Here is a 20,984-nt window from a genome sequence, read left to right on the forward strand (position 1 = left end):
ATGGCCGGGGGGCAAAGCCCTGTCCAGTCAGGGGCGGGAAAACACCCCCGCAAGCGCCCGCTGAAGCAACGCGCTGACCGAGGGGCGTTTGCGCGACCGGAACGGCAGCGGCCGGCAGACCTCCATCGCGGCCACGCCGACCCGTGCGGTCAGCGCCCCGTTCACAACCCCTTCACCAAACCGGCGGGACACCTTCGCCAGAACGCCCCCCCCGGCGATGGACCCGATCAGGTCATCGCCAACGGCCACCGCACCGGTAGCGACGAGATGCGTCATCACCGCCCGGCCAAGCCGCAGGCTGCCGAAAAACCCCGCGCGCCCGCCGTAAATCTCCGCAATGCGCCGGATCATTCGCAGGTTCGCCGTCAGCGCCGCAGCCAGATCCGCCAATGCCAGAGGAACAAGAGCCGTCACAGCGGCAACCTGACGCGCGGCGGCCTCGATCTCCCGGGTGGCGGCGGCATCCAGAGGTGCCAGCAACTCCGCTTCGGCCAGGGACAACAGCGCATCGGCATCGAACATGTCGTCGCGCCGCTCTTCCAGGCGGTCGCGGCCCCAGCGTATATCCCCCCGCCCGGCATAAAGATCCAGCAGGCGATCCAGAACCTTGCGGGCGGCCGTCAAATCCGAAGCGGCCAGTGCCGCATCGGCTTGTTGATGCAGGTCATCCAGGCGGCGCAAGCGGGCAAAAGCAGCCATCTCGCGCAATATCAACACCAGCAGCGTCACGCCGCCCAGCGCCAGCAAGCCCAACGCCAAACCGCCCAATACGCTGCTGCGCGACAAAAGCCCGGTGACGAAATCCCAGGCGGCAATCGAGATCGCCAGCCCGAGGAGCCCCACGAATGCAGCCCAGAACAGCCGCAGAGTCCGCGAAGGCCGCCGCGCGGCCAGAAGGGCTACGGCCCGCATCGCCTGCCCGGTGGGCGGATCGTCGGGCAGATCGGGTACCGGAGGCGCGGTGGCCGGGGTTTCGGGCGTATCGGACGTTTCATCGAGATCGAACAGAACAGGCTTTCGGCTCATAGCAAACGGTCCCCGAACAGGAACTCCGCGGCACGGTCCAGGCGGATATGGGGCGGCCCTTCGCCGGGTTTGAGGGTCAGCCGGGCCGGGGCGAACCGCATGATGTTATAATCTCCGTCCAGCCAGGTTGCCGCGCCCGCGCGGGCAGGCTCCAGCAACACGGAGGGGTCCTCCGGCAACTCGCCGGGATAAAGCGCCGCCTGGCGCCCGGTCTCCAGCAAGGTGCCGCGCACACAGTCCAGCGTGTCGCCATTGTGCGGACGGGTTTCCTCAACCGTGGCGCGCAGCGCGGCGATCGACATGGCCGAGGTCTGTGCCCCGGCGAAATCCGCCCGGCGACGGGCATCGCGCATCAGGGCCTGCATGATCGCGGTCATCCGCCCGTGCTGGCTGTGGTGCAGGTGATCGGCCTTGGTGGCCGCGAACAGGATACGTTCCACCCGCTTGCCGGTCAGCAAAGAACTCAGAAACGCATTCCTCCCCGGCCGGAAGGCGCCAAGGATGTCCGTCATCGCCCGGCGAAGATCCTCGACCGCGCGCGGACCGGCATGGATCGCGCCAAGGGCATCGATCAACACCACCTGCCGGTCGATCCGGGCAAAATGGTCGCGAAAGAAAGGTTTGACGACCTCGCGCTTGTAGGCCTCATACCGCCGCTCCATCTCGCGCCAGAGGCTGCCACGCGGGGCGCTGCCCGACACCGCCGGCAGCGGCGCAAAGGTCAGCACCGGCGATCCCGCCAGATCTCCGGGCAGCAGGAAGCGGCCGGGCGAACAATCGGAAAAGCCGGCCTCCCGCGTTTGGGCCAGGTAGGCGGTAAAACTGGCGGACATGGCCTGGATCGCGGGTTCGTCCAGCGGCCGGGCGGCGTCCAGCCCGTTCAGCGCCTGCACCAACGCCGTACCGCCGGGGCGCTCGGGCATATGGGAAAGCGTGTCGGCAGACCACTCGGCATAGGATTTCTCCATCAGGCCGAGATCCAGCAACCACTCACCTGGGTAATCGACGATATCCAGATGCACCGTGCGCAGCCCGCGCACCGCCCCCAGAAGGCCTCCGGGGCGCACCTTCAGCGACAGGCGCAACTCCGATACCGCACGGGTGGATTCCGGCCAGTGGGGATCGTGGCCGGTCAGCGCGGCAAGATGCGCCTCATAGTCGAATCGGGGCACGGTGTTATCCGGCTGGGGCTGAAGATACGCCGCCTGAATCGCCCCCGAGGCGGCGGCGCGCAGTTGCGGCATGCGCCCCCTCTCCATCAGGTTGGCGACCAGCGAGGTGATGAATACGGTCTTTCCTGCCCGGGACAGGCCCGTCACGCCAAGGCGGATCACGGGCTCCATGAAGGTTTCGCTGACCGTCGCGCCCAAGCTCTCCAAACCGCGTGTTACACCGTCTGCAATATCACCGATGCGCAAAGGGGCCTCCCTCGTTTGGGGGCCAACGTAAGCATAGCCCGCCCCGACCGCCAGCCCAAAGCGTGCCGATTGCCAAGACCGCATTGTCGCGGTAACGCAGACCCATGCCAAGGTTCGCGCTGAAAATCGAATATGACGGGGCGCCGTTTTCCGGCTGGCAGCGGCAGACCGGCGTGCCTTCCGTTCAGGGGGCGGTCGAGGCTGCACTGGCCCGGCTGGAATCCGACGTGCCCTCCATCGCCGCCGCCGGTCGAACCGATGCGGGCGTGCACGCGCTGGCGCAGGTGGCCCATTGCGACCTGAAGCGCGACTGGGATCCTTTCCGCCTGAGAGAGGCCCTGAACTTCCATCTCAGACCCGCGCCCGTGGCAATCGTCCAGGTCGTGCGGGTGGCACAGGATTTCCACGCGCGCTTCTCCGCCCTTGAACGCCAGTATCTGTTCCGGCTGGTCAGCCGCCGCGCGCCGGTGACCCATATGCGCGGGCTGGTGTGGCAGGTGCCGCACACGCTTGAGCTTGCCCCCATGCAGAAGGCCGCCCGCCACCTCCTGGGCCGGCACGATTTCACCACCTTCCGCGCCTCGATCTGCCAGGCGGCCTCCCCGGTCAAGACGCTGGACGAACTGTGCATCGAGAAAATCCCCTTTCCCGGCGGATCGGAGTTCCGCTTTCACGTCCGCGCCCGCAGTTTCCTGCACAATCAGGTGCGCAGCTTTGTCGGCACGCTGGAGCGAGTCGGCGCAGGCGCATGGCCCCCGCAGGCGGTCAAAGCCGCGCTGGAGGCCCGCGACCGCGCCGCCTGCGGCCCGGTCTGCCCGCCACAGGGGCTTTATCTCGCCCGCGTGGAGTATCCGCAGGATCCGTTCGCCTGACCCCCTTGCCAGCCCGCGCCGTGTCGGCAAAACTCGACCAACCCTGCAAGGAGCGCCCCCGTGAAGACCATCCACATTCTCAACGGTCCCAACCTGAACCTGCTGGGCAAGCGGCAGCCGGAGATCTATGGCCACGACACACTGGACAGCATCGCCGCAACCTGCAAGGCGCTGGGACAGGAACTGGGGCTGGACGTGGCGCTTTTCCAGTCGAACCACGAGGGGACGATCGTCGATCAGATCCAGACAGCGCGGGCAACCGCGGACGGCATCATCCTGAACCCCGCGGCGTATACGCACAGTTCCGTGGCCATCCTCGATGCGCTCTTGGCCTTCGATGGCCCGGTGATCGAGGTACACCTGTCCAACATCCACAAGCGGGAGACGTTTCGCCACCACTCCTACGTCTCGCGACGGGCGGATGCGGTGATTGCAGGCTGCGGCGCACAGGGCTACAGCCTTGCCCTGCGCCACATGGCAACCCTTCTGGACTGAGACATGACAATCGAGACCGCCCTTGAGGCGTTGCGGTCCCTTCCCGGCGCGCGCCTGACCAAGACCCGCGCAGCACGGCAGGCCCACGGCGAAAACGAGACCCACTTTCCCCCCGCACCGCCCCACGCGGTGGTCTTTCCCGAAACCACCGGGGACGTTTCGGAAATTCTGAAAATCTGCAATACCCATGGCTGTCCGGTGACCGCCTTCGGCGCGGGGACTTCCCTGGAAGGGCACCACCTGCCCGTGCGGGGGGGCATCAGCCTCGACACCAGCCGGATGAACAGGGTTTTGCGCATCAACACCGAAGACATGGATGCCACCGTCCAACCCGGCGTCACGCGCGAAGACCTGAATACCCGGCTGCGCGCCACGGGTCTGTTTTTTCCCGTCGATCCGGGCGCGAACGCGACGCTCGGCGGGATGGCCGCCACCCGTGCCAGCGGCACCACCGCCGTGCGCTATGGCACCATGCGGGAAAACGTTCTGGCGCTGGAGGCCGTTCTGGCCGACGGCCGGATCGTCCGCACCGGCACGCGGGCGCGCAAGTCCTCGGCGGGTTACGATCTGACGCGCCTTTTGGTCGGCTCGGAGGGAACTTTGGCAATCCTGACCGAACTGACCGTGCGCCTTCAGGGCCAGCCGGAAGCGATCTCGGCCGCGACCTGCCGGTTTCCCTCCGTCGAGGATGCGGTCAACACGGTCATCACCACCATCCAGTCCGGCCTGCCGATGGCACGCATCGAACTGGTGGATGAGATGATGGTCCGCGGCTTCAACCTGCACCAGGGCTCCGACCTGCCCGAGGCACCACACCTGTTCCTCGAGTTCCACGGCTCCGAAGCCGGCGTGGCGGAACAGGCGGAAAGCTTCGGCTCCCTGGCGCGGGACTTCGGCGCCGCCGGTTTCCGCTGGACGACACATAGCGAAGACCGATCCGCGTTGTGGCGCATGCGGCATCAGGCGCATCTGGCCACCCGCGCGCTGAACCCTTCCAGACGGGTGTTGTCCACCGATGTCTGTGTCCCGATCTCACGCCTTGCCGAGGCCGTGAAAACCGCCCAGACAGACAGCCGCGCCCTTGGCCTGACCTGTACCATCGTAGGTCATGTCGGGGATGGAAACTTCCATTGCGGCGTGCTGATCGACCCGGGAGACCCAGACGAAACATCCCGCGCCGACACATTTTCCGACAAGCTGGCAAAGCTCGCGCTGAATCTTGGCGGCACGGTCACCGGCGAGCATGGAATCGGGCTGGGCAAGCGAAAATACATGCATGCCGAACATGGCGACGCCGTCGCGATCATGCGCATGCTGAAGTCCGCCCTGGACCCGAGCGGCATCCTCAACCCCGGCAAGCTTTTGCCGGATGCGGACTAAAGCACCGCCCGGATCCGGGAAAGCGCCTCCTCGATCGCCTCAAGGCTGTTGGCGTAGGAAAACCGCAGGTAACCTTCGCCAAACGCACCGAAACTCGTCCCGGCGACTGTCGCCACACCCGCCTTCTCCAGAAACAGATCCTGCGCGGCACGGGATTCCAGCCCCGTGCCGGCGATGTTGGGGAAGGCGTAAAACGCACCGCCCGGGGTGGTGCAGTGCACCCCTGGCAAAGCGTTCAGCCCGGCCACGATGGCACTGCGGCGGCGGGTGAACTGGGCCATCATCTCCGACACCGCATCCTGCGGCCCGGTCAGCGCCGCCAGACCCGCGTATTGCGCCGCCGCGTTCACACAGGAATGGGTGTTGATGCAAAGCCGCGTTGCGTGCTCTGCCAATGCGCGGGGCCAGACGCCATAGCCCAACCGCCACCCTGTCATCGCGTAAGTCTTGGACCAGCCGTCCAAAAGGATCACACGGTCGGCAAGCTCGGGGTAGCGCAGCAGGCTGACATGCGCCCCATCATACAGCATCCGGCTGTAGATTTCGTCCGACAACACCACGACATGGGGATGGTCGGCCAACCCCGCCACGAGCCGGTCCAGTTCCGCCTTCGGAACAACGCCCCCGGTCGGATTCGCGGGGCTGTTGAGGATCAGAAGCCGGGTGCGTGCGGTGATCCGGGCCAGGACGGCCTCGGCATCGAAGGCAAAGCCGGTTTCCTCGCGCAGGGCGATGGGCACCGGGGTGGCGCCGGAAAAACGGATAACGGACTCGTAAATCGGAAAACCGGGATTCGGGTACAGGATCTCCGCCCCGGACTGGCCAAACATCATCGCCGCGAAGAACATCGTCGGCTTGCCGCCGGGCACAACGACAACCTGCGCGGGGTCCACGCGCGCATCATGGCGCCGGTAAAGGTCTTCGGCCACGGCCTCACGCAGGGCGGGCAGCCCGTTGGCGGGGGTATAACCGTGATGCCCATCGCGCAGCGCCTTCACGGCGGCCTCGACGATATGACCGGGGGTTTCGAAATCGGGCTGTCCGATGCCGAGATTGACAATCGTGCGTCCCTGCTCCGCCAAAGCCTGCGCGCGGGCCAGAACCTCGAACGCGGATTCCGTACCGAGCCGCCCCATGCGATGAGCCAATTGCCAACCGGCCATCCGTTCCCTCCCACCGTTTTTTCCATACTTCCCATTTTCTTCCCGCCGTACAACATGAAAGCGCGCCTTGACTCGCCGGGCCGGGCGCGCTTCAACCCTTCACCTGAGCCAGCACGCCGGGAGACACACCATCACACGCAAGGACATCCCCATCACCACCGAACGCACCGCCCGGCAATTCATACGCCACCCGCGGCCCGACCGGCATGCCCTGCAAACCGGCGCGCTGGTACTTATCGCCTTCGCGGTGATGCTGCTTTTGCTGGTCAAGGCAAAGTTTCTGCTGATCTCGCTGGCAACGGCGATCATGGTCTTCAGCTTCACCAGCGATGCGATCAACTTCATCGCCACACGCCGCATCGGCCCCCTGCGGGTGCCCAACTGGCTGGCTTCCATCGCGGCGCTGATCCTCATAACGCTGACGCTTCTGGGGGTGACGTCGCTGGTGCTTTCACAGGTGAATACGGTGCTGAGCACCGCCCTGACCTATGTCGAAAGCACCCCTGCGGCGATTGCCTCGATGTTTTCCTGGGCCGGCCCGGACGTGGAGATGGCAGTGCTCAATTCTGTCCAGACGCTGGATGTCTCCAGCTACCTGAAATCGCTGGCCGGACAGGCGGGCAGCCTGATGCAGGGAACCGTTCTGGTGATTCTGTTCGTCACCTTTCTGTTCGGGGAACGGATATGGTTCTCGACCAAACTGACCAATTTCTTCGGAGACCCCGAAACCGCCGAACAGGTCGGGGACATCGTCACCTCGATCATTTACAAGGTGAACTATTACCTGCTGATCAAGACCGCCGTCAGCGCCGCGACCGGGTTCTTGGTGTATCTTATGGCCAGGGGCTTTGGTCTGGACCTGGCGGTTGCCCTCGGCATCATGGCTTATATCCTGAATTTCATTCCCAATATCGGGTCTATCGTGGCGACGCTTCTGGTCACGCTGGTCACCTACGTGCAGTTCACCGATCCGGCGTTAACGGTCGCCGTGTTCCTGACCGTCTCGGGGTTGCAGTTTTTCATTGGCAATGTCATAGACCCTATCCTGATGGGCCGGGCGCTGCGGCTTTCGACTTTTGGCATCCTGCTGTTCCTGGCTTTCTGGGGGGCGGTTTGGGGCATACCGGGAATGTTCCTTTCGGTCCCGATCATGGTCGGCACGCTGATCGTCTGCAGCCACATTCCCAGCCTGCGCCCGATCGCGGTACTCCTCTCGCGTGAGGGGTTGCCGGAACCCGTACCCGACCGATCCCTGAGAACCGATGAGGCCGCCTGAAGCCCTTGTGGTTCCCGCGTGCAGCCGGCAAGAACCGCGCCTCCAACCCGGACATCCCATGCCGCCCCGATTTTCCGCTCTTGTTTCCCGCGCAGTGCGGCAGGCCTCTGTCTGCGGTCATTTCGGGGAGTTCCTGCAAGGCCGTCTTGGTCCGGGGGGGGCGATCGTGCTGATTACCCTGCCCTGTCCGGTTCTTCGGGCTCACGCGGTATGGCAGCCCGGTCGCGGCTTCGGATTTTGGCAAGGTGCAAGGCCGGTGCTGCGGCTGGCGGATCTGCGGGCACTGTTCGCGCGCGCCCTCGGAACGGCCCCGTTCGGGCGTGCCCGCCTGTCCTGTACCATGCCGCCGGGCGGGGGTGCCGGGGCGTCGACAGCAGCGCGCCTGGCACTGCTGCGCTGTCTGCGCCCCAACCTGCAAAACGAAGCCGGGCTGTGCCTGTCCCTGGAAGGCGCGACCGACCCGTTGATGATCGAGGCGCCCGAGCGCACGCTCTGGGCCCCGCGGGCGGCACGGGCTGTGGCATCTCTGCCGCCGCTGCCTGCATTCGATGTGCTTGGCGGGTTCGCCGGCCCCGGCCAGCGCACCGACCCGTCCGACTCACGCTTTGCCGATATCTCCGATCTGGTCATCCGCTGGAAAACGGGGCCCGACCGGGCCGCGCTGGCCGATCTTGCCACCGAAAGCGCGCGGCGCAATCACGCTCTGCGCGGGGGGGCCGATCCAGCCCCGGTTCTGGCACTGGGGCGGCGAATGGGCGCCCTGGGCCTGGCCAGTGCCCATACCGGCGCAGCACAAGCCTTGTTGTTCGCACCCGGCACCATACCCCCGGAGGCCCGCGCAGCCATGCAGGATGCCGGGTTGTCCCACATCACCCGTTTTCGCATCGGAGATCCGCGATGAACAGCCTTGCCCTGCTCATCGCCCTGGGGCTGGAGACCGCCTTCGGCTGGCCGGATCGTCTGCACACCCGCATCAGTCACCCGGTGATGTGGCTGGGCCTTCTGATCGACGCGCTGGAAAGCCGCTGGAACACCGGATCGCCACAACGCCGGCTGGCCAAGGGCGCGGCCTGTACAGCGGTGACGGTGGCCGCGGCAACCCTGCCCGCCGCTGCTGTGGCCGCGGTGCTGCCCGACGGAGCGGTCGGAGCAATCCTGACGGGTCTTCTGGCTGCGCCCCTGGTCGCACCGCGCAGCATGTACACCCATGTCGCCGCCGTGGCCCGGCCCCTGTCGCGCGGCGATCTGGCCGCGGCAAGGCAGGCCGTCACGATGATCGTCGGGCGCAACCCCGCACATCTGGACGCGCCCGCCATCACCCGTGCGGCACTGGAAAGCCTGGCCGAAAATACCTCTGACGGGGTCGTGGCCCCGGTTTTCTGGGGGGTATTTCTGGGCCTGCCGGGCATTGCGGGCTACAAGGCGATCAACACGCTCGACAGCATGATCGGCCATCGCAGCACCCGTTTCATGCATTTCGGCCGTGTGGCCGCCCGGCTGGATGACGTGGCCAACTGGGTGCCCGCGCGGCTGACAGGGGGGCTGTTCTGCCTTGCCGGGGCCGCCCCCCGGAATGTGTGGAAGGTCATGAAGCGCGACGCGCGCAAGCACCGTTCTCCCAACGCCGGCTGGCCAGAAGCAGCGATGGCCGGGGGACTGGGCGTACGCCTGTCCGGGCCGCGCTGCTATGACGAAACGCTTGACGACGACCCTTGGCTGAACGAAACCGCCCCGGATCCGGCGCCGGAAACACTCTGGCAGGGGCTTGGCCTCTATCTCAGGGCGGTGGCGGGGCTGGCGCTGGGGTTGGCGGGCCTTGCGCTGGCCGGACTCTAAGGCCATCAAGACGGCATGACACGGATCAGAGACCATGGCGGCGACCTGGGTGCCGCGATCGCACGGTTCGGCGGCACGCCGGAAGGCTGGATCGATCTTTCCACCGGCATCAACCGCGTGCCCTTTCCGCTGCCCGGCCTGCCGGCGAGCGCATGGCGTGACTTGCCCGGGCAGGCTTCGCTGGAGGCGCTGAAGGACACCGCACAGGCGGGGTTTCACACCCGCTGGCCGGTGCTGCCCTTGGCCGGGGCACAGGCGGCAATTCAGCTTCTGCCCCACCTGGCCCCGCGGGGGCAGGCGCGCATCCTTGGCCCAACCTATAACGAGTATGCCGCAGCCCTGGCGGATGCGGGCTGGCAGGCCACGCAGGTTTCGGATGTCGCGGCACTGGCGGGGGCGGATCTGGCCATCGTCGTCAACCCCAACAACCCGGATGGCCGCACACACAGCCCTGACGCCCTGCGCGCGCTGTCCGCCAAAACGGGTCTTCTGGTTGTCGATGAAAGCTTTGCCGACGCGCATCCGGACCTATCACTGCTGCCTGGCACGCGGCCTGAAAACGTGATCGTGCTGCGCTCTTTCGGAAAATTCTACGGCCTGGCCGGGGTGCGGCTGGGCTTTGTACTGGGGGATGCGGCGCATCTGGCGCGAATGGCTGCGCGCGCCGGGCCGTGGGCGGTATCCGGCCCGGCGCTTGAGATCGGGCGCGCGGCCCTGGCCGATCAGGACTGGACAGCACGCAGCATCGCCCGGCTGAGGCAGGACGGCGTCCGTGCCGATGCCCTGGCTGCGCGGGCGGGCTGGCGGCCGGTGGGGGGGACGGCACTTTTTCGGCTGTTCGAAGTCCCAGACGCCACCGCCGCGCGGGACCGTCTGGCGGCAGCACATATCTGGAGCCGCATCTTCCCCTATTCCGGATGCTGGTTGCGCCTCGGCCTGCCGGGCACGGAGGCCGAATGGTCACGCCTGGCTGCCGCTCTCGACTGAACCGGCCGCAGCAAAAAGTGCATCAAGCCGCATGTGAGTTTCAAGATGCTCCGCCAGTGCATCCAGAGTTTCTTCGACCGCAGCGCCGTAGGATCGCACCCCCCCCTCGAGCCCAAGCGCCCCAAGCCAGGCCCGGCGAAACCCGTCATCCCCGAACAGCCCGTGCAGGTAGGTGCCCACAACATGACCGTCGGCAGACACCGCGCCCTCGGGACGTCCCGCGATATGGGCAAAGGGGCGCGCACGGTCCGGACCATCCGTCTGGCCGATGTGAATCTCATAGCCCGTCAGGCCCGCCCCCGTCGCCGCATGCGCGGCGGTCACGCGGGTCAGGGTCTTGCCCGGCAGCATATGCGTTTCCACGTCCAGCAGGCCAAGCCCCGGCGTCTCTCCCGGTGGACCTTCCAGCCCTTCGGGGTCATGGATGACATTGCCGAGCATCTGGTACCCGCCGCACAGGCCCAGAACCCGCCCGCCGCGCCGCATATGGCCGGCCAGGTCCACATCCCACCCCTGTGCACGCAGGAACGCCAGATCGCCACGGGTGGATTTGGTGCCCGGCAGAATCACCAGATCCGCGTCCCCCGGCAGGGGCCGGCCCGGCGGCACCATCGTCAGGCGCAGGGCGGGTTCCAGCTTCAGCGGATCGAGGTCATCGAAATTGGCAATGCGCGACAGCATCGGGCAAACCACGTGAAAGGCGCCCTGACCGCCGGACGCGCCCATGTCCACGGCATCCTCTGCGGGCAGGCGGTGCGCCTGTGCGAACCATGGCACCACGCCAAGACCCGGCCAGCCGGTCCGCGCCCCGATCATCCGGTAACCGTCCTCGAAAAGCCGCGGGTCGCCCCGGAACTTGTTGATGACAAACCCCCGGATCAACGCGGCATCGTCACGGTCGATCACCGCCTGCGTGCCCACGATCTGCGCGATCACTCCGCCCCGGTCGATATCCCCCGCCAGCACAACCGGCACCCCGGCGGCGCGGGCGAAGCCCATGTTGGCGATGTCGCCCCTGCGCAGGTTGACCTCTGCCGGAGATCCCGCCCCCTCGACGATCACAAGATCCACCCCGGCGGCAAGGCGGCCAAAGCTCTCCAGCACCGCGGGCATCAACGTGGGCCTGACGCCACCGTAATCGCGCGCCCACAACGCCCCCCGGCTTCGCCCCTGCACGACAACCTGCGCGCCGGTATCGGTTTCGGGCTTCAGCAAGACCGGGTTCATATCGCTGTGCAGATCCAGCCCGCAGGCCACCGCCTGTAGCGCCTGCGCCCGGCCGATCTCACCGCCATCCACGGTGACGGCGGCATTGTTCGACATGTTCTGCGGCTTGAACGGCGCGACACGAAGCCCCCGCTGCCGCGCCGCCCGACACAGCCCCGCGACCAGAATCGACTTGCCCACGTTGGAGCCCGTGCCCTGAATCATGATCGCCCGCGCCATACCGCCCCTTTCCGCGACAACCCGCCCCTTTTGCCCAGGACGATTGCAGCCCCCGAAGTCACCCCCTAAAACACCGCCACAAACACGAGGGCCAACATGCGCACAGAAACGACATTCGCCACCGATCTGCAACGCAAGATCGACATGAAAACCAAGCCGCTTGGCTCACTGGGCCGGATCGAGGAACTGGCCACCCAGATCGCCAGCCTGCAAGCCACGCTGACCCCCCGGATGGAAACCTGCCAACTGACCATCTTCGCCGCTGACCACGGTATCGCGGATGAGGGCGTTTCCGCATTCCCGAAAGAAGTGACGCGCCAGATGGTGCTGAATTTCTTGCAAGGCGGCGCAGCAGCGAACGTATTCGCGAAAACCGTGGGGGCGGAGCTCCGGGTTGTCGACGCGGGAATCGCGGGCCAGCCGTTCGACATGGAGGGCCTGCTTGATCGCCGCATCGCGCCGGGCACACAGAGCTTCCTCTCCGGCCCCGCGATGACGCAGGTACAGTGCGAAGCCGCGCTGGAAGCCGGGCGCGACCTGGGCGTCGGGGGCGACTGGGACGCGGTCGCCTATGGCGAGATGGGAATCGCCAATACCTCCTCGGCGACCGTGCTGACCCATAAGCTGACCGGCGCACCGATCGACGCGATCATCGGCCGCGGCACGGGGCTGGACGACGCCGGGCTGGCCCGCAAGCGCGACATCCTGACCCGTGCCAGCGCCCGTACCGGCGAACTGACCGCCATCGGAGCCCTGTGCGAATATGGCGGCTTCGAAATCGCCATGATGGCCGGAGCCATGCAGGGGGCCGCTCAGGCGGGGCGCATCGTGATCGTGGACGGGTTCATCGCCTCTTCTGCCGCGCTGGTCGCCGTGCGCATGGCACCGGAGGCGCGCAAGGCGATGGTGTTTGCCCATGGTTCCGCCGAAACCGGACATCGGAAAATGATGGCCGCAATGGATGCACAGCCGCTTTTGCAGCTGGGCTTGCGTTTGGGCGAAGGCACCGGGGCGCTGCTGGCGTGGCCGCTGCTCCGGGCGGCGGCGGACATGCTCAATGAGATGGCAAGCTTCGACGACGCCGGCGTCTCGGAGCCGGCCTGATGCGCGCGCGGGCCGAGGAAATCGGTCTGGCGCTGCAATTCCTGACGCGCCTGCCAGTGCCGGTTGGAACCGGGTTCGACAGTGCCGCCATGGGCCGCGCGATGGCGTGGTTTCCGGCGGTCGGGCTGGCCGTAGGGGGCGTTATGGCGGCGGCGTTCGCTCTGGGCGGGTGGATCTGGCCCGCGCCGGTGGCGGCCGGGCTGGCCATTGCTCTGGGCGTGGCTCTGACCGGCGGGTTGCACGAGGACGGGCTGGCGGATGCCGCCGACGGGCTGGGCGGGGGTGCCACCCGAGAACGGGCGCTTGAAATCATGCGCGACAGTCGCATCGGCAGCTATGGCATGCTGACCCTGGTGCTGGTTCTGGGGCTGAGTGCCGCTGCCTTGGCACAGTTCGGGCCATGGCAAGGGGCGGCAGGGCTGATCGCGGCCCATACGCTGGCACGATACGCCATGCTGCCGCTGATGGCCACCCTGCCCTATGCACGGGCCGGGGGCGCGGCCAGCTTTACCCGCCAGAGCCTGCCACTGACCGGCAAGCGCATCGCCCAGGCCACGGCGCTGACGGCTTTGGGGTTTGTGGCGCTGACGATCGGGCCGGGGGCTGCCGTCACGGCCGCCCTGACCACCTGGGGACTGGTGGCGGGCGCGCGCCGTTACCTCGCCCACCGGCTGGGCGGTTATACCGGCGACACCCTGGGCGCGGTCGGCAAGATCGCCGAACTGGGCGTTCTTCTGGCGGTTCTGGCATGGGTCTGATCCTGCTGCGCCACACCACCCCGGACGTACCGCCCGGCACCTGCTATGGGCGGCGCGACGTGCCGCTTTGCCCCGGCTTCGCCCAGGAAGCCGAAGCCGTGCTTGCCTCTTTGCCGGATGTGAGCCGCATCGTGACCAGCCCCGCCACCCGCTGCCGCCGGCTTGCGGCCCGCGCGGGCACGCGGAAGGAGGTGAAAGTCAGTGTCGATTTCCGTTTGGCGGAGATGGATTTCGGCGCGTGGGAAGGTCGGCCCTGGGCCTCCGTTCCGCAGGCCGAACTGGACGCGTGGGCCCGCGATTTCTTCACCGCGCGCCCCCATGGCGGGGAAAGCGTCGCCTCGCTGATCGGCCGCACCCGGCAGGTTCTGGCCGCCTATCACGAGGAGCGTGTCCTCGCCGTAACCCATGCCGGGATCATGCGCGCGGCCCGTTACGTGCTGGGCGACCCGGACCCCTGGCACACCCCCATCGCCTTCGGCGCCTGTCTGGATGTGGGCGCCTTCTCTGCGTAAGGGTTGGCCAGCCAGTCCGCCGCGCCCTGGGCGACGGACTCGTATACGGCACGGCCAAGGGCCTCTCCGATTTCCGTGTGAAGGCCGCAAAACTCCATGTCGCCCGACAGGGCGGCAAGGACGATGCAATCGGTTCCCGTCCCCGTCGCCTGCCCCGTCGGCAGGACGATCCCGGCGTCGAGAATCGCGGTCGTTCGGGCTTGTGCGGCGATGCTGACGGCCTCGATCAGGGCAGTCTCCGTGAGGCCGGGGGACAGGTGGACCAGAAGGTTGATCGTCCCCCAGCCCTGCCCCACCCCCAGCCGCGAGCCGATCCGTTCCGCATTGGACAGGCCCACGGTGGCAATGCACTCCGCCCGTGCCCGCCCCACCTGGGCGAACCGTCGGACATGGCCCTCCAGACAGCGCGAGGTCAGCATCGTCACCGCATCCTTCGCGTCGCGGGCCGCAAGCTGGGCGCGCAACCACGTTCCAACGTCCAGATCAAGCGTCAGGTCGGCATTGCGGACCTCGCGCCAGAGAACACGCCGCGCGGTTACGAAGCCGGGCCGGTGGGAGGCCCAGCTCAGCACCCTATGGGGAGCACCCAGGTCGGCCTCCAGCCACGGGGGGGACAGGGTCAGGCGCAGGTCAGTCATCGATCGGAGGTTGGCGCGCTTCGGCCAGGCGTGCAACAGCATCCAGAACATGGGGCGTTCCGCACGTCCAGTCCGGCCCGCTTGTGGCGATGCGCCCGGTAGCGGCAAACCTGCCAAGCGCCGGATGCCGCAGGAGTTCCTCGGCCCGCGATGTCCCTGGATAGGGGCGCGACATCACAATCAGGTCGGGCTGCGCCATGACGATTTCCTCAAGCGAGAGATACCCGCTGCCCTGTCGCCCCCACCGTGCCGAAAGGTTTGAAAATTCCGCCGCTTGCAGAATGTCATGGCTGAGCGTCCCCGCCCCTTGGGTAAACCCATTGGCGGAGAACAGGGCCGCCTCGGGCCCGGCGCCTCCGGGCCGAATCCGGGCCAGCCGGGTTTCGAACGCAGCGATCAACGCCTCGGCCCGGTCCTCCCGCCCCAGAACGCGGCCCACTTCGCGCAGGCGGTCGGGCACCTCTTGCAGGCTGTACGTCATCGGAACCTGCACGACCGGAACACCAAGGCGGCGCAGCATATCCAGCGTTGCGGGATTGGAATATCGACCGGCCAGAACCAGATCCGGGCGCAGGAGAAAGATTTCCTCCGCCCCGCCACTATTGGTATGGAAGGCCTGAGCGACTTCTGCCATCGGCGAACTCATCGGATCCGCCCCGATACGACTGACGGACAAAAGCTGACCTGGCCCGGCCAGCAGCATGGCAAGCTGGTCGGTACACAGGTTGATCGACACGACCCGCCGGGGCGGGTCGGCCTGTGCCGTGCCGGCAAGTCCCAGCACGACAAGGGCTATAGCTCTAAAAATCCGCACGCAGGCCAACGAAGAAACTGCGCTCGGCGGTATTGTAGCCTCCCGCGGTCTGGTAGTCCTCGTCAAAGAGGTTTTCAACCCGCAGATAGGCGGTTGCGGTTTCCGTCAGATCGTAGGTGAGCGCAGCGTTGGCCAGCGTGTAATCCCCGACCTTGTGGCCGGACGGGGCATAGGCGCTGGGCTTTACATCGGCAACGTGCCGCACCTCGAAGGTGGAAGACAGGCGATCGCTCAACCCGGCCTCAACCCCCATCAGCAGGTCGTGACGCGGCACGCGCGCCATCCGCCCGTCGGGGTCTTTCGCGTCCGTGTAGGTGTAGTTACCATAAAGCGCGACAGTTTCGGCAAGCGCGTAACGGCCCGAAAACTCCACGCCCTGGGTGCGGGTGGTTCCGGGAACCTGCCGGTAGCCGCCGGGCAGCGGGCCGAAGAACCCGTCAGGATCATGAAAGCCGATCAGATCATCGACCTCGGTATAAAACGCCGTCACCTTGGCAAAGCCCGTCTCATACCGCTTTTCAAGTCCAATCTCGGCGCTGCGGCTTTTCTCGGGTTCCAGCGTGACGCCATCCAGAGCGTAGGGACCGAAACGTTCGTAAAGAGACGGTGCCCGGTAGCCGGTGCCCAGAACCGCGCGCAGGGTCAGATCCTGTTGAATCTGCCAGGCCAGCGCGCCGCGGCCGGAGAACTCACCATCGAAGTCGTCGTCATCGTCGTAGCGCAGCGACAGCGACAGGTCGAGCGCATCGGTCGCAGCATGCTGAACCTCCCCGAAGACCGAACGGCTCTCACTATCGGATTTCACCCCGTCCACGGTGGATTTTTCTTCCATCCAGATCGCACCGAACGCCAGCCGGGTTGCGGCGGACAGATCGGCACCGCCCTTGTATTCCAGCCTGGTGCGCTCCCCCTTGTAATTGAGGCTATAGAAGCTTGGCACATTGTGCTGATCGCGCTCGATCTCATAGGCGGAGACGGCAACCTCATGGGTCAGCACACCCTGCCGGTACTCGGCAAAGGCCCGAACGCCCGTACGGGTGGACTCCGTTTCACTGTCCAGATGACCGATGTCCGCGTCAAACTCGACGGTTCCATCGGCATGAAGCGCCGAGAGGCCAAGGCGCAGGGACTCTGTCAGCTGGTAATCCGCCGAAAAGGTCAGCAAGGTCTGTTCGAAGCCGTCATCCTCATCATTGTCGGGTTTGGTGGAAAAGCCGTCTGTCTCAACCCGCGAGAGCGTCAGCGCAACGGAGCCCTTCCCGGTTTTGTTGGTGAGCGTCGCGGTCCCGGAAACAGTGCCGAAGCTGCCGGCCTCGACCACGCTCCCCAGCGAGAACCCCATCCGGTCCGGCTTCCGCGTGGAAATATCCACAACCCCAGCAATCGCAGAGGAACCGTAAAGCGCAGATTGTGACCCCTTAAGCACCTCGACCCGGCCCGCCAGACCCGATGTCAGCGTCCCGAAGTTGAAGGCTGTCTGGGTGCTGGACGGGTCCGTGACATCGATACCGTTGATCCGCACCCCGACATAGCTGCCGCCAAGGCCACGCACGCGCAGGGTGGAATTCGCGCCCAGCCCGCCATTGGAGGAAAACGACACACCCGGCAGCCGGCTGAGCGTTTGCCCGACGCTCTGGCCGGCGCCGTCAAGTTCATCTTGCTCCACCACTTCGACGGTGGCGCCGGTGCGGTTGATTTCCACCGGCAGCAACGCCGCAGAGGCCACGATCTCATCCAGAAGCAGGCTTTCGGCATGGACCGAAAACGGTGCAAGCGCCGCCACCCCCGCGATTGCAAAAAGGCGTTGTGTCATATTCTGTTCCGTTCTCACGGCCGGTCCTGCCGGCCTTTGCAACGATGTCCGTGAAGGGATTACCTTCCGCAGACGGCGAGCATCACCACTACGGAACCTGCCGTTGCCCGCGCGCGCCCCGCACGCGGACCGGGTGATCGCCCTGGCAGGTCTCCTGGCTTGCGGGTCGTCGCTTGGCTGGCCTTCCCGGTTTCCCAGTGGCGTTGTCAGCCGCGCTCTCCGCCTACAGTTGCGGGGGCAGCCGCGGAATTGCCCGAAGGCGCACCGCGTTCCCTTTTCATCCGGGCAGGCCCGGAAACCAAGGCAGGGCCGGAGTAGCCCCCGGCCCTGCCCCTGTCAACATTCCGTTAAGCTCAGAACAACACGCCAGGCAGCCAAAGTGCGATCTGCGGAAAAATCACCACCAGCGCCAGCCCGAGGATCTGCAGCGCCACGAAAGGCAGGGCCGCCATGTAGATATCGACGATGGTAATCTCCTTGGGCGCAACCGAACGCATGTAAAACAGGTTGTAGCCGAATGGCGGCGTCAGGTAGGCCGACTGCATGCTGAGGATGAACAATACCGCGAACCAGACCGTATCGAAGCCCAGGTCCCGCACGACGGGGATGTAGATCGGGACGGTGATGAAGATGATGGCGAAATCGTCCAGAAACATCCCCAGCAGGAAGTAGCTGATCAGCATCGCCACGATCACCGCATAAGGCGCCAGCCCGAGATCGTCGATCAGTTCGGAAACCATCATCCCCGCCCCAAGCCCCACATAGACCTTGGAAAAGAACACTGCGGCAATCGCAATCCAGATCAGCATTCCCATCAGCTTGGCTGTGGTTTCCATCACGTAGCGCAACATCTGCCAGTCCACCCGGCGGCGCTGCACCGCGATCAAAAGCGATCCCGCCGCGCCGATGGCCGCCGCCTCGGACGGCGATGTCACCCCCCCGATAATGCCCCCCAGAACCGCCCCCACCAGAAGCGCAGGCGCAATCAGATGCCGCAACGACTTGAGCTTTTCGAGGCCGCTGTAGCGTTCCCCGACCGGCGCGGGGGGGCCAAGGCTCGGGTCCAGACGGCAACGGATCAGCACGTACGCGATGTAGATGCCGGCCAGCATCAGCCCCGGCATCAGGCCGGCGGCGAACAGCTTGCCCACCGAATCGCGCGACAGGAACGCGTAGATGATCATCAGGACACTGGGTGGAATCAGAAAGCCAAGCGCCCCCCCTGCCATGATTGTCCCGGTGACCAGCCGCTTGTCGTACCCGCGCTTGAGCATCGCCGGCAGCGCGATGATACCAAGGCTGACGGTTGCGGCACCGGACACCCCGGCCATGGCCGCGATCATGGCGCAGATCAGCACCGTCCCCACGCCAAGCCCGCCGGGCAGCCCGCCCATCAGCTTGTGGATCATCTCGAACAGGTCGTCGGTAATCCCGGAACGTTCCAGAACCAGCCCCATGAAGATGAACAGTGGCAGCGACACCAGCAGGAAATTGTCCATCGCCCCATAGGCAGAGGCCAGCAGCAGGTCGAGCCCGCCGGTTCCGAACATCATGTAGGCACTGCCCATGCCCGAGATCATGAGCGCCCAGGCCAGCGGTGCGCCGATCGCCATAAGCCCCAGCATCGAGGCAAACATGATGGCGGTTATTGTCATGGGGTCGAGATCGGCCATGTCCATTCCTTTCGGCTGGGGCATCGCCCCGCTTTGTCGCTGTGGGCCCGTGGCTCAGTGCATCGTTTCGGGCAGATGCGTCTCTGCAAGGATCTCATCCTCCGGCGCGCGCGGGTCGTTGAACCGCACCCCGAACGTCCGCAAAACAGAACGCAGGAATTCCGCAAGGTTTTGCAAAAACAAAAGCCCCACGGCGATGGGAATGACCGTCTTCACCGGATAAAGCGGCGGCTGCCACACGCTGCGGGCGGAAAACTCACGCATTTCCCAGGAGTCCGCGGCGAACTCCACGGCCATGCGGAAAAACACCGCCAACACAACCAGCCCAAGGCCAAAGACAATGGTGTCGCACAGCGCCTGAATGCGCGAAGACAGGATGCCGTAGATCACCTCGGAGCGCACATGGCTGTGGTGGCGCAGCGCATAGCAGCCCGCCAGCATGCAGAACGCCCCGAACAGCATGGTTGAAAGTTCGTGCGCCCAGATCGTGGGGGAGTCGAGAAAATACCTGGCCACGATCTCGATCAGCAAGATGACGATCAAGACCAGAGACAGCCCCGAAATGGCCCGCCCGACGAACTCGGACAGGCCATCCTGCACTTGCAGGTATCTGGTAAAAACCTTCACTTCAGGCGTCCTTCGGCCCTGGCGTTTTCCGCGAGAATCTCAACCGCGCGGGCGTTGCGTTCCGACTTTGCCGCCTCTTCCTGCCAGACAGACTGGGCAGCCTCCGTCAGGCGGGCGGAGTCTTCTGCGGGAAGGGTCGAAAATTCGAAAATGTCGCCATCCTGCACGATCTTCTGGTTGCCCTCTTCCAGCCAGTTGTGAATATCGGCGGCGTATTGGTCGATGGCGTCGCGCAGGATCTGCCGATGCGTCTCGGAGAGGCCTTCCCAGACATCGGGGTTGATGATCACCGTCTCGATCCAGCCGGGATTGAGCAGGTTGAGAAAGGTGTAATGCGTGGCGGCCTCGTGCAGCTTGAGTTGCTCATACTCCACCGGGCCGCCGTAGATCGCCCCATCGATGACACCCGTGGACAAACCGATGTAAAGCTCCTGCGCGGGCAGGTAGACGGTAGGAATATCGAAGGCCTCCAGCACCTTGGCCATCTGCCCGGTGGCGCGAATCTTCATGGATTTCAGATCCTCGAGGCTGTTGACCGGCTCTTTGGTCAGCAAGTCGTAGTTGCTGCCGTAGCCCCGTCCGATCAGCTTGACGCCTTTCCCGGCATAGGCCTCGGCCAGCAGCGTATCCAGACCCTTGTCCTCGAAAAGCGCGCGCGCTTCTTCGGCTGTGGTCCAGGCCCCGGGCAGGCCGGCCTCGATATTGCCAAGGTCCAGTTGCCCGCCCCAGTAACTGCCCACGCCATAGGCGATATCGATGGTTCCCTTGGAAACCGCATCCACGAACTGATCGCTGGCAACCAGTTCACCGCCCCGGAAATACTGAATACGCAGATCGCCGCCGCTGGCCTCTTTCACGGTGTCGCGCATCTTCTTGGCGAATTCGTCCATCTCGGTGCCATAGAAGGTGTGAAACCGCAGACGAACAGTTTCGGCAGCGGCCACACTGGCCAAGCCGATGGACGCCGCAATCCCGAACGCGATGCCCTTGACGATAACGGTTGTGTTCATATGTCTCTCTCCCTAACACAGGTTGTGGGCGCAGCGCCGCGGCAAGAGACGGCAAAATACACGCCATACTGCTCACTATTCAAAACACCCAAGACGGATTACAGGAGATTTTCGCGCAGAATTTTGCGGCTTGTCC

20 protein-coding genes and 1 riboswitch are annotated in these 20,984 nt (G+C 65.6%); of the genes, 10 read left to right on the forward strand and 10 right to left on the reverse strand.

Annotated features, from left to right (window positions below; translation table 11 throughout):
- Positions 1-27 precede the first annotated feature (27 nt).
- Both C8N32_RS02185 and C8N32_RS02190 read right to left on the reverse strand, forming a co-directional pair.
- Positions 28-1,026 carry a YcjF family protein gene (locus C8N32_RS02185; RefSeq protein WP_107890841.1) on the reverse strand — a complete coding sequence of 333 codons (999 nt, stop codon included), beginning with the start codon at positions 1,024-1,026 and terminating at the stop codon, positions 28-30.
- Positions 1,023-2,444: a YcjX family GTP-binding protein gene (locus C8N32_RS02190; protein WP_107890997.1), complete on the reverse strand. Its 1,422-nt coding sequence runs from the start codon at positions 2,442-2,444 to the stop codon at positions 1,023-1,025. The genes C8N32_RS02185 and C8N32_RS02190 overlap by 4 nt, the downstream gene beginning before the upstream one ends.
- A 104-nt stretch (positions 2,445-2,548) precedes the next feature.
- Here C8N32_RS02190 and truA point away from each other — a divergent pair, with 104 nt between their 5' ends.
- Genes truA through C8N32_RS02205 form a run of 3 tightly spaced genes read left to right on the forward strand, consistent with a single transcriptional unit; the run spans position 2,549 to position 5,191 of the window.
- The gene (gene truA / locus C8N32_RS02195; protein WP_107890842.1) at positions 2,549-3,316 is read left to right on the forward strand and encodes a tRNA pseudouridine(38-40) synthase TruA; all 768 of its coding nucleotides are present in this window, start codon (positions 2,549-2,551) and stop codon (positions 3,314-3,316) included.
- A 60-nt stretch (positions 3,317-3,376) separates the two neighbouring features.
- Positions 3,377-3,811, forward strand: coding sequence for a type II 3-dehydroquinate dehydratase (gene aroQ / locus C8N32_RS02200; RefSeq protein WP_107890843.1), 435 nt, complete (start codon positions 3,377-3,379; stop codon positions 3,809-3,811).
- A 3-nt stretch (positions 3,812-3,814) separates the two neighbouring features.
- Positions 3,815-5,191, forward strand: a complete 1,377-nt coding sequence (locus C8N32_RS02205) for an FAD-binding oxidoreductase (protein WP_107890844.1) — start codon at positions 3,815-3,817, stop codon at positions 5,189-5,191.
- Here C8N32_RS02205 and C8N32_RS02210 read toward each other — a convergent pair.
- Positions 5,188-6,354, reverse strand: coding sequence for a pyridoxal phosphate-dependent aminotransferase (locus tag C8N32_RS02210; protein WP_107890845.1), 1,167 nt, complete (start codon positions 6,352-6,354; stop codon positions 5,188-5,190). The genes C8N32_RS02205 and C8N32_RS02210 overlap by 4 nt on opposite strands.
- A 250-nt stretch (positions 6,355-6,604) precedes the next feature.
- Here C8N32_RS02210 and C8N32_RS02215 point away from each other — a divergent pair, with 250 nt between their 5' ends.
- From C8N32_RS02215 to cobD, 4 genes are read left to right on the forward strand one after another with little or no spacing between them, the layout of a single operon-like run.
- On the forward strand, positions 6,605-7,630 hold the full coding sequence (locus C8N32_RS02215; RefSeq protein ID WP_107890998.1) for an AI-2E family transporter: 1,026 nt from the start codon (positions 6,605-6,607) through the stop codon (positions 7,628-7,630).
- A 58-nt stretch (positions 7,631-7,688) separates the two neighbouring features.
- Positions 7,689-8,531: a propanediol utilization protein gene (locus C8N32_RS02220; RefSeq protein ID WP_107890846.1), complete on the forward strand. Its 843-nt coding sequence runs from the start codon at positions 7,689-7,691 to the stop codon at positions 8,529-8,531.
- Positions 8,528-9,466: an adenosylcobinamide-phosphate synthase CbiB gene (cbiB, locus tag C8N32_RS02225; RefSeq protein WP_107890847.1), complete on the forward strand. Its 939-nt coding sequence runs from the start codon at positions 8,528-8,530 to the stop codon at positions 9,464-9,466. Before C8N32_RS02220 ends, cbiB begins: the two co-directional genes overlap by 4 nt.
- 24 nt (positions 9,467-9,490) lie before the next feature.
- On the forward strand, positions 9,491-10,453 hold the full coding sequence (gene cobD / locus C8N32_RS02230) for a threonine-phosphate decarboxylase CobD (RefSeq protein WP_107890999.1): 963 nt from the start codon (positions 9,491-9,493) through the stop codon (positions 10,451-10,453).
- Here cobD and C8N32_RS02235 read toward each other — a convergent pair.
- Complete coding sequence (locus tag C8N32_RS02235) at positions 10,427-11,899, reverse strand: cobyric acid synthase (protein WP_107890848.1); 1,473 nt, start codon at positions 11,897-11,899, stop codon at positions 10,427-10,429. The two genes, cobD and C8N32_RS02235, sit on opposite strands and share 27 nt — an antisense overlap.
- 96 nt (positions 11,900-11,995) lie before the next feature.
- On the opposite strand from C8N32_RS02235, the gene cobT reads away from it, so the two are divergent.
- From cobT to cobC, 3 genes are read left to right on the forward strand one after another with little or no spacing between them, the layout of a single operon-like run.
- A complete protein-coding gene (gene cobT / locus C8N32_RS02240; RefSeq protein ID WP_107890849.1) occupies positions 11,996-13,003 on the forward strand; it encodes a nicotinate-nucleotide--dimethylbenzimidazole phosphoribosyltransferase in 1,008 nt (335 codons plus the stop codon).
- Complete coding sequence (gene cobS, locus C8N32_RS02245) at positions 13,003-13,761, forward strand: adenosylcobinamide-GDP ribazoletransferase (protein ID WP_107890850.1); 759 nt, start codon at positions 13,003-13,005, stop codon at positions 13,759-13,761. The genes cobT and cobS overlap by 1 nt, the downstream gene beginning before the upstream one ends.
- Positions 13,752-14,273, forward strand: coding sequence for an alpha-ribazole phosphatase family protein (gene cobC / locus C8N32_RS02250; RefSeq protein ID WP_107890851.1), 522 nt, complete (start codon positions 13,752-13,754; stop codon positions 14,271-14,273). The genes cobS and cobC overlap by 10 nt, the downstream gene beginning before the upstream one ends.
- Here cobC and C8N32_RS02255 read toward each other — a convergent pair.
- The 6 genes from C8N32_RS02255 to C8N32_RS02280 all read right to left on the reverse strand — a co-directional run bounded on the left by C8N32_RS02255 (position 14,192) and on the right by C8N32_RS02280 (position 20,848).
- Positions 14,192-14,911, reverse strand: a complete 720-nt coding sequence (locus C8N32_RS02255) for an adenosylcobinamide amidohydrolase (protein WP_107890852.1) — start codon at positions 14,909-14,911, stop codon at positions 14,192-14,194. The two genes, cobC and C8N32_RS02255, sit on opposite strands and share 82 nt — an antisense overlap.
- A complete protein-coding gene (locus C8N32_RS02260) occupies positions 14,904-15,695 on the reverse strand; it encodes an ABC transporter substrate-binding protein (protein WP_244905888.1) in 792 nt (263 codons plus the stop codon). The genes C8N32_RS02255 and C8N32_RS02260 overlap by 8 nt, the downstream gene beginning before the upstream one ends.
- A 16-nt stretch (positions 15,696-15,711) precedes the next feature.
- The gene (locus tag C8N32_RS02265) at positions 15,712-17,538 is read right to left on the reverse strand and encodes a TonB-dependent receptor plug domain-containing protein (RefSeq protein WP_107890853.1); all 1,827 of its coding nucleotides are present in this window, start codon (positions 17,536-17,538) and stop codon (positions 15,712-15,714) included.
- 127 nt (positions 17,539-17,665) lie between these two features.
- A riboswitch (cobalamin riboswitch) is annotated at positions 17,666-17,856 on the reverse strand.
- A 35-nt stretch (positions 17,857-17,891) separates the two neighbouring features.
- Complete coding sequence (locus C8N32_RS02270) at positions 17,892-19,211, reverse strand: TRAP transporter large permease (RefSeq protein WP_107891001.1); 1,320 nt, start codon at positions 19,209-19,211, stop codon at positions 17,892-17,894.
- 54 nt (positions 19,212-19,265) lie between these two features.
- Positions 19,266-19,838, reverse strand: a complete 573-nt coding sequence (locus C8N32_RS02275) for a TRAP transporter small permease subunit (RefSeq protein ID WP_107890854.1) — start codon at positions 19,836-19,838, stop codon at positions 19,266-19,268.
- Complete coding sequence (locus C8N32_RS02280; protein WP_107890855.1) at positions 19,835-20,848, reverse strand: TRAP transporter substrate-binding protein; 1,014 nt, start codon at positions 20,846-20,848, stop codon at positions 19,835-19,837. The genes C8N32_RS02275 and C8N32_RS02280 overlap by 4 nt, the downstream gene beginning before the upstream one ends.
- Between the last annotated feature and the right edge of the window lie 136 nt (positions 20,849-20,984).

The organism is Rhodovulum imhoffii, assembly GCF_003046545.1.
Lineage (GTDB): Bacteria > Pseudomonadota > Alphaproteobacteria > Rhodobacterales > Rhodobacteraceae > Rhodovulum > Rhodovulum imhoffii.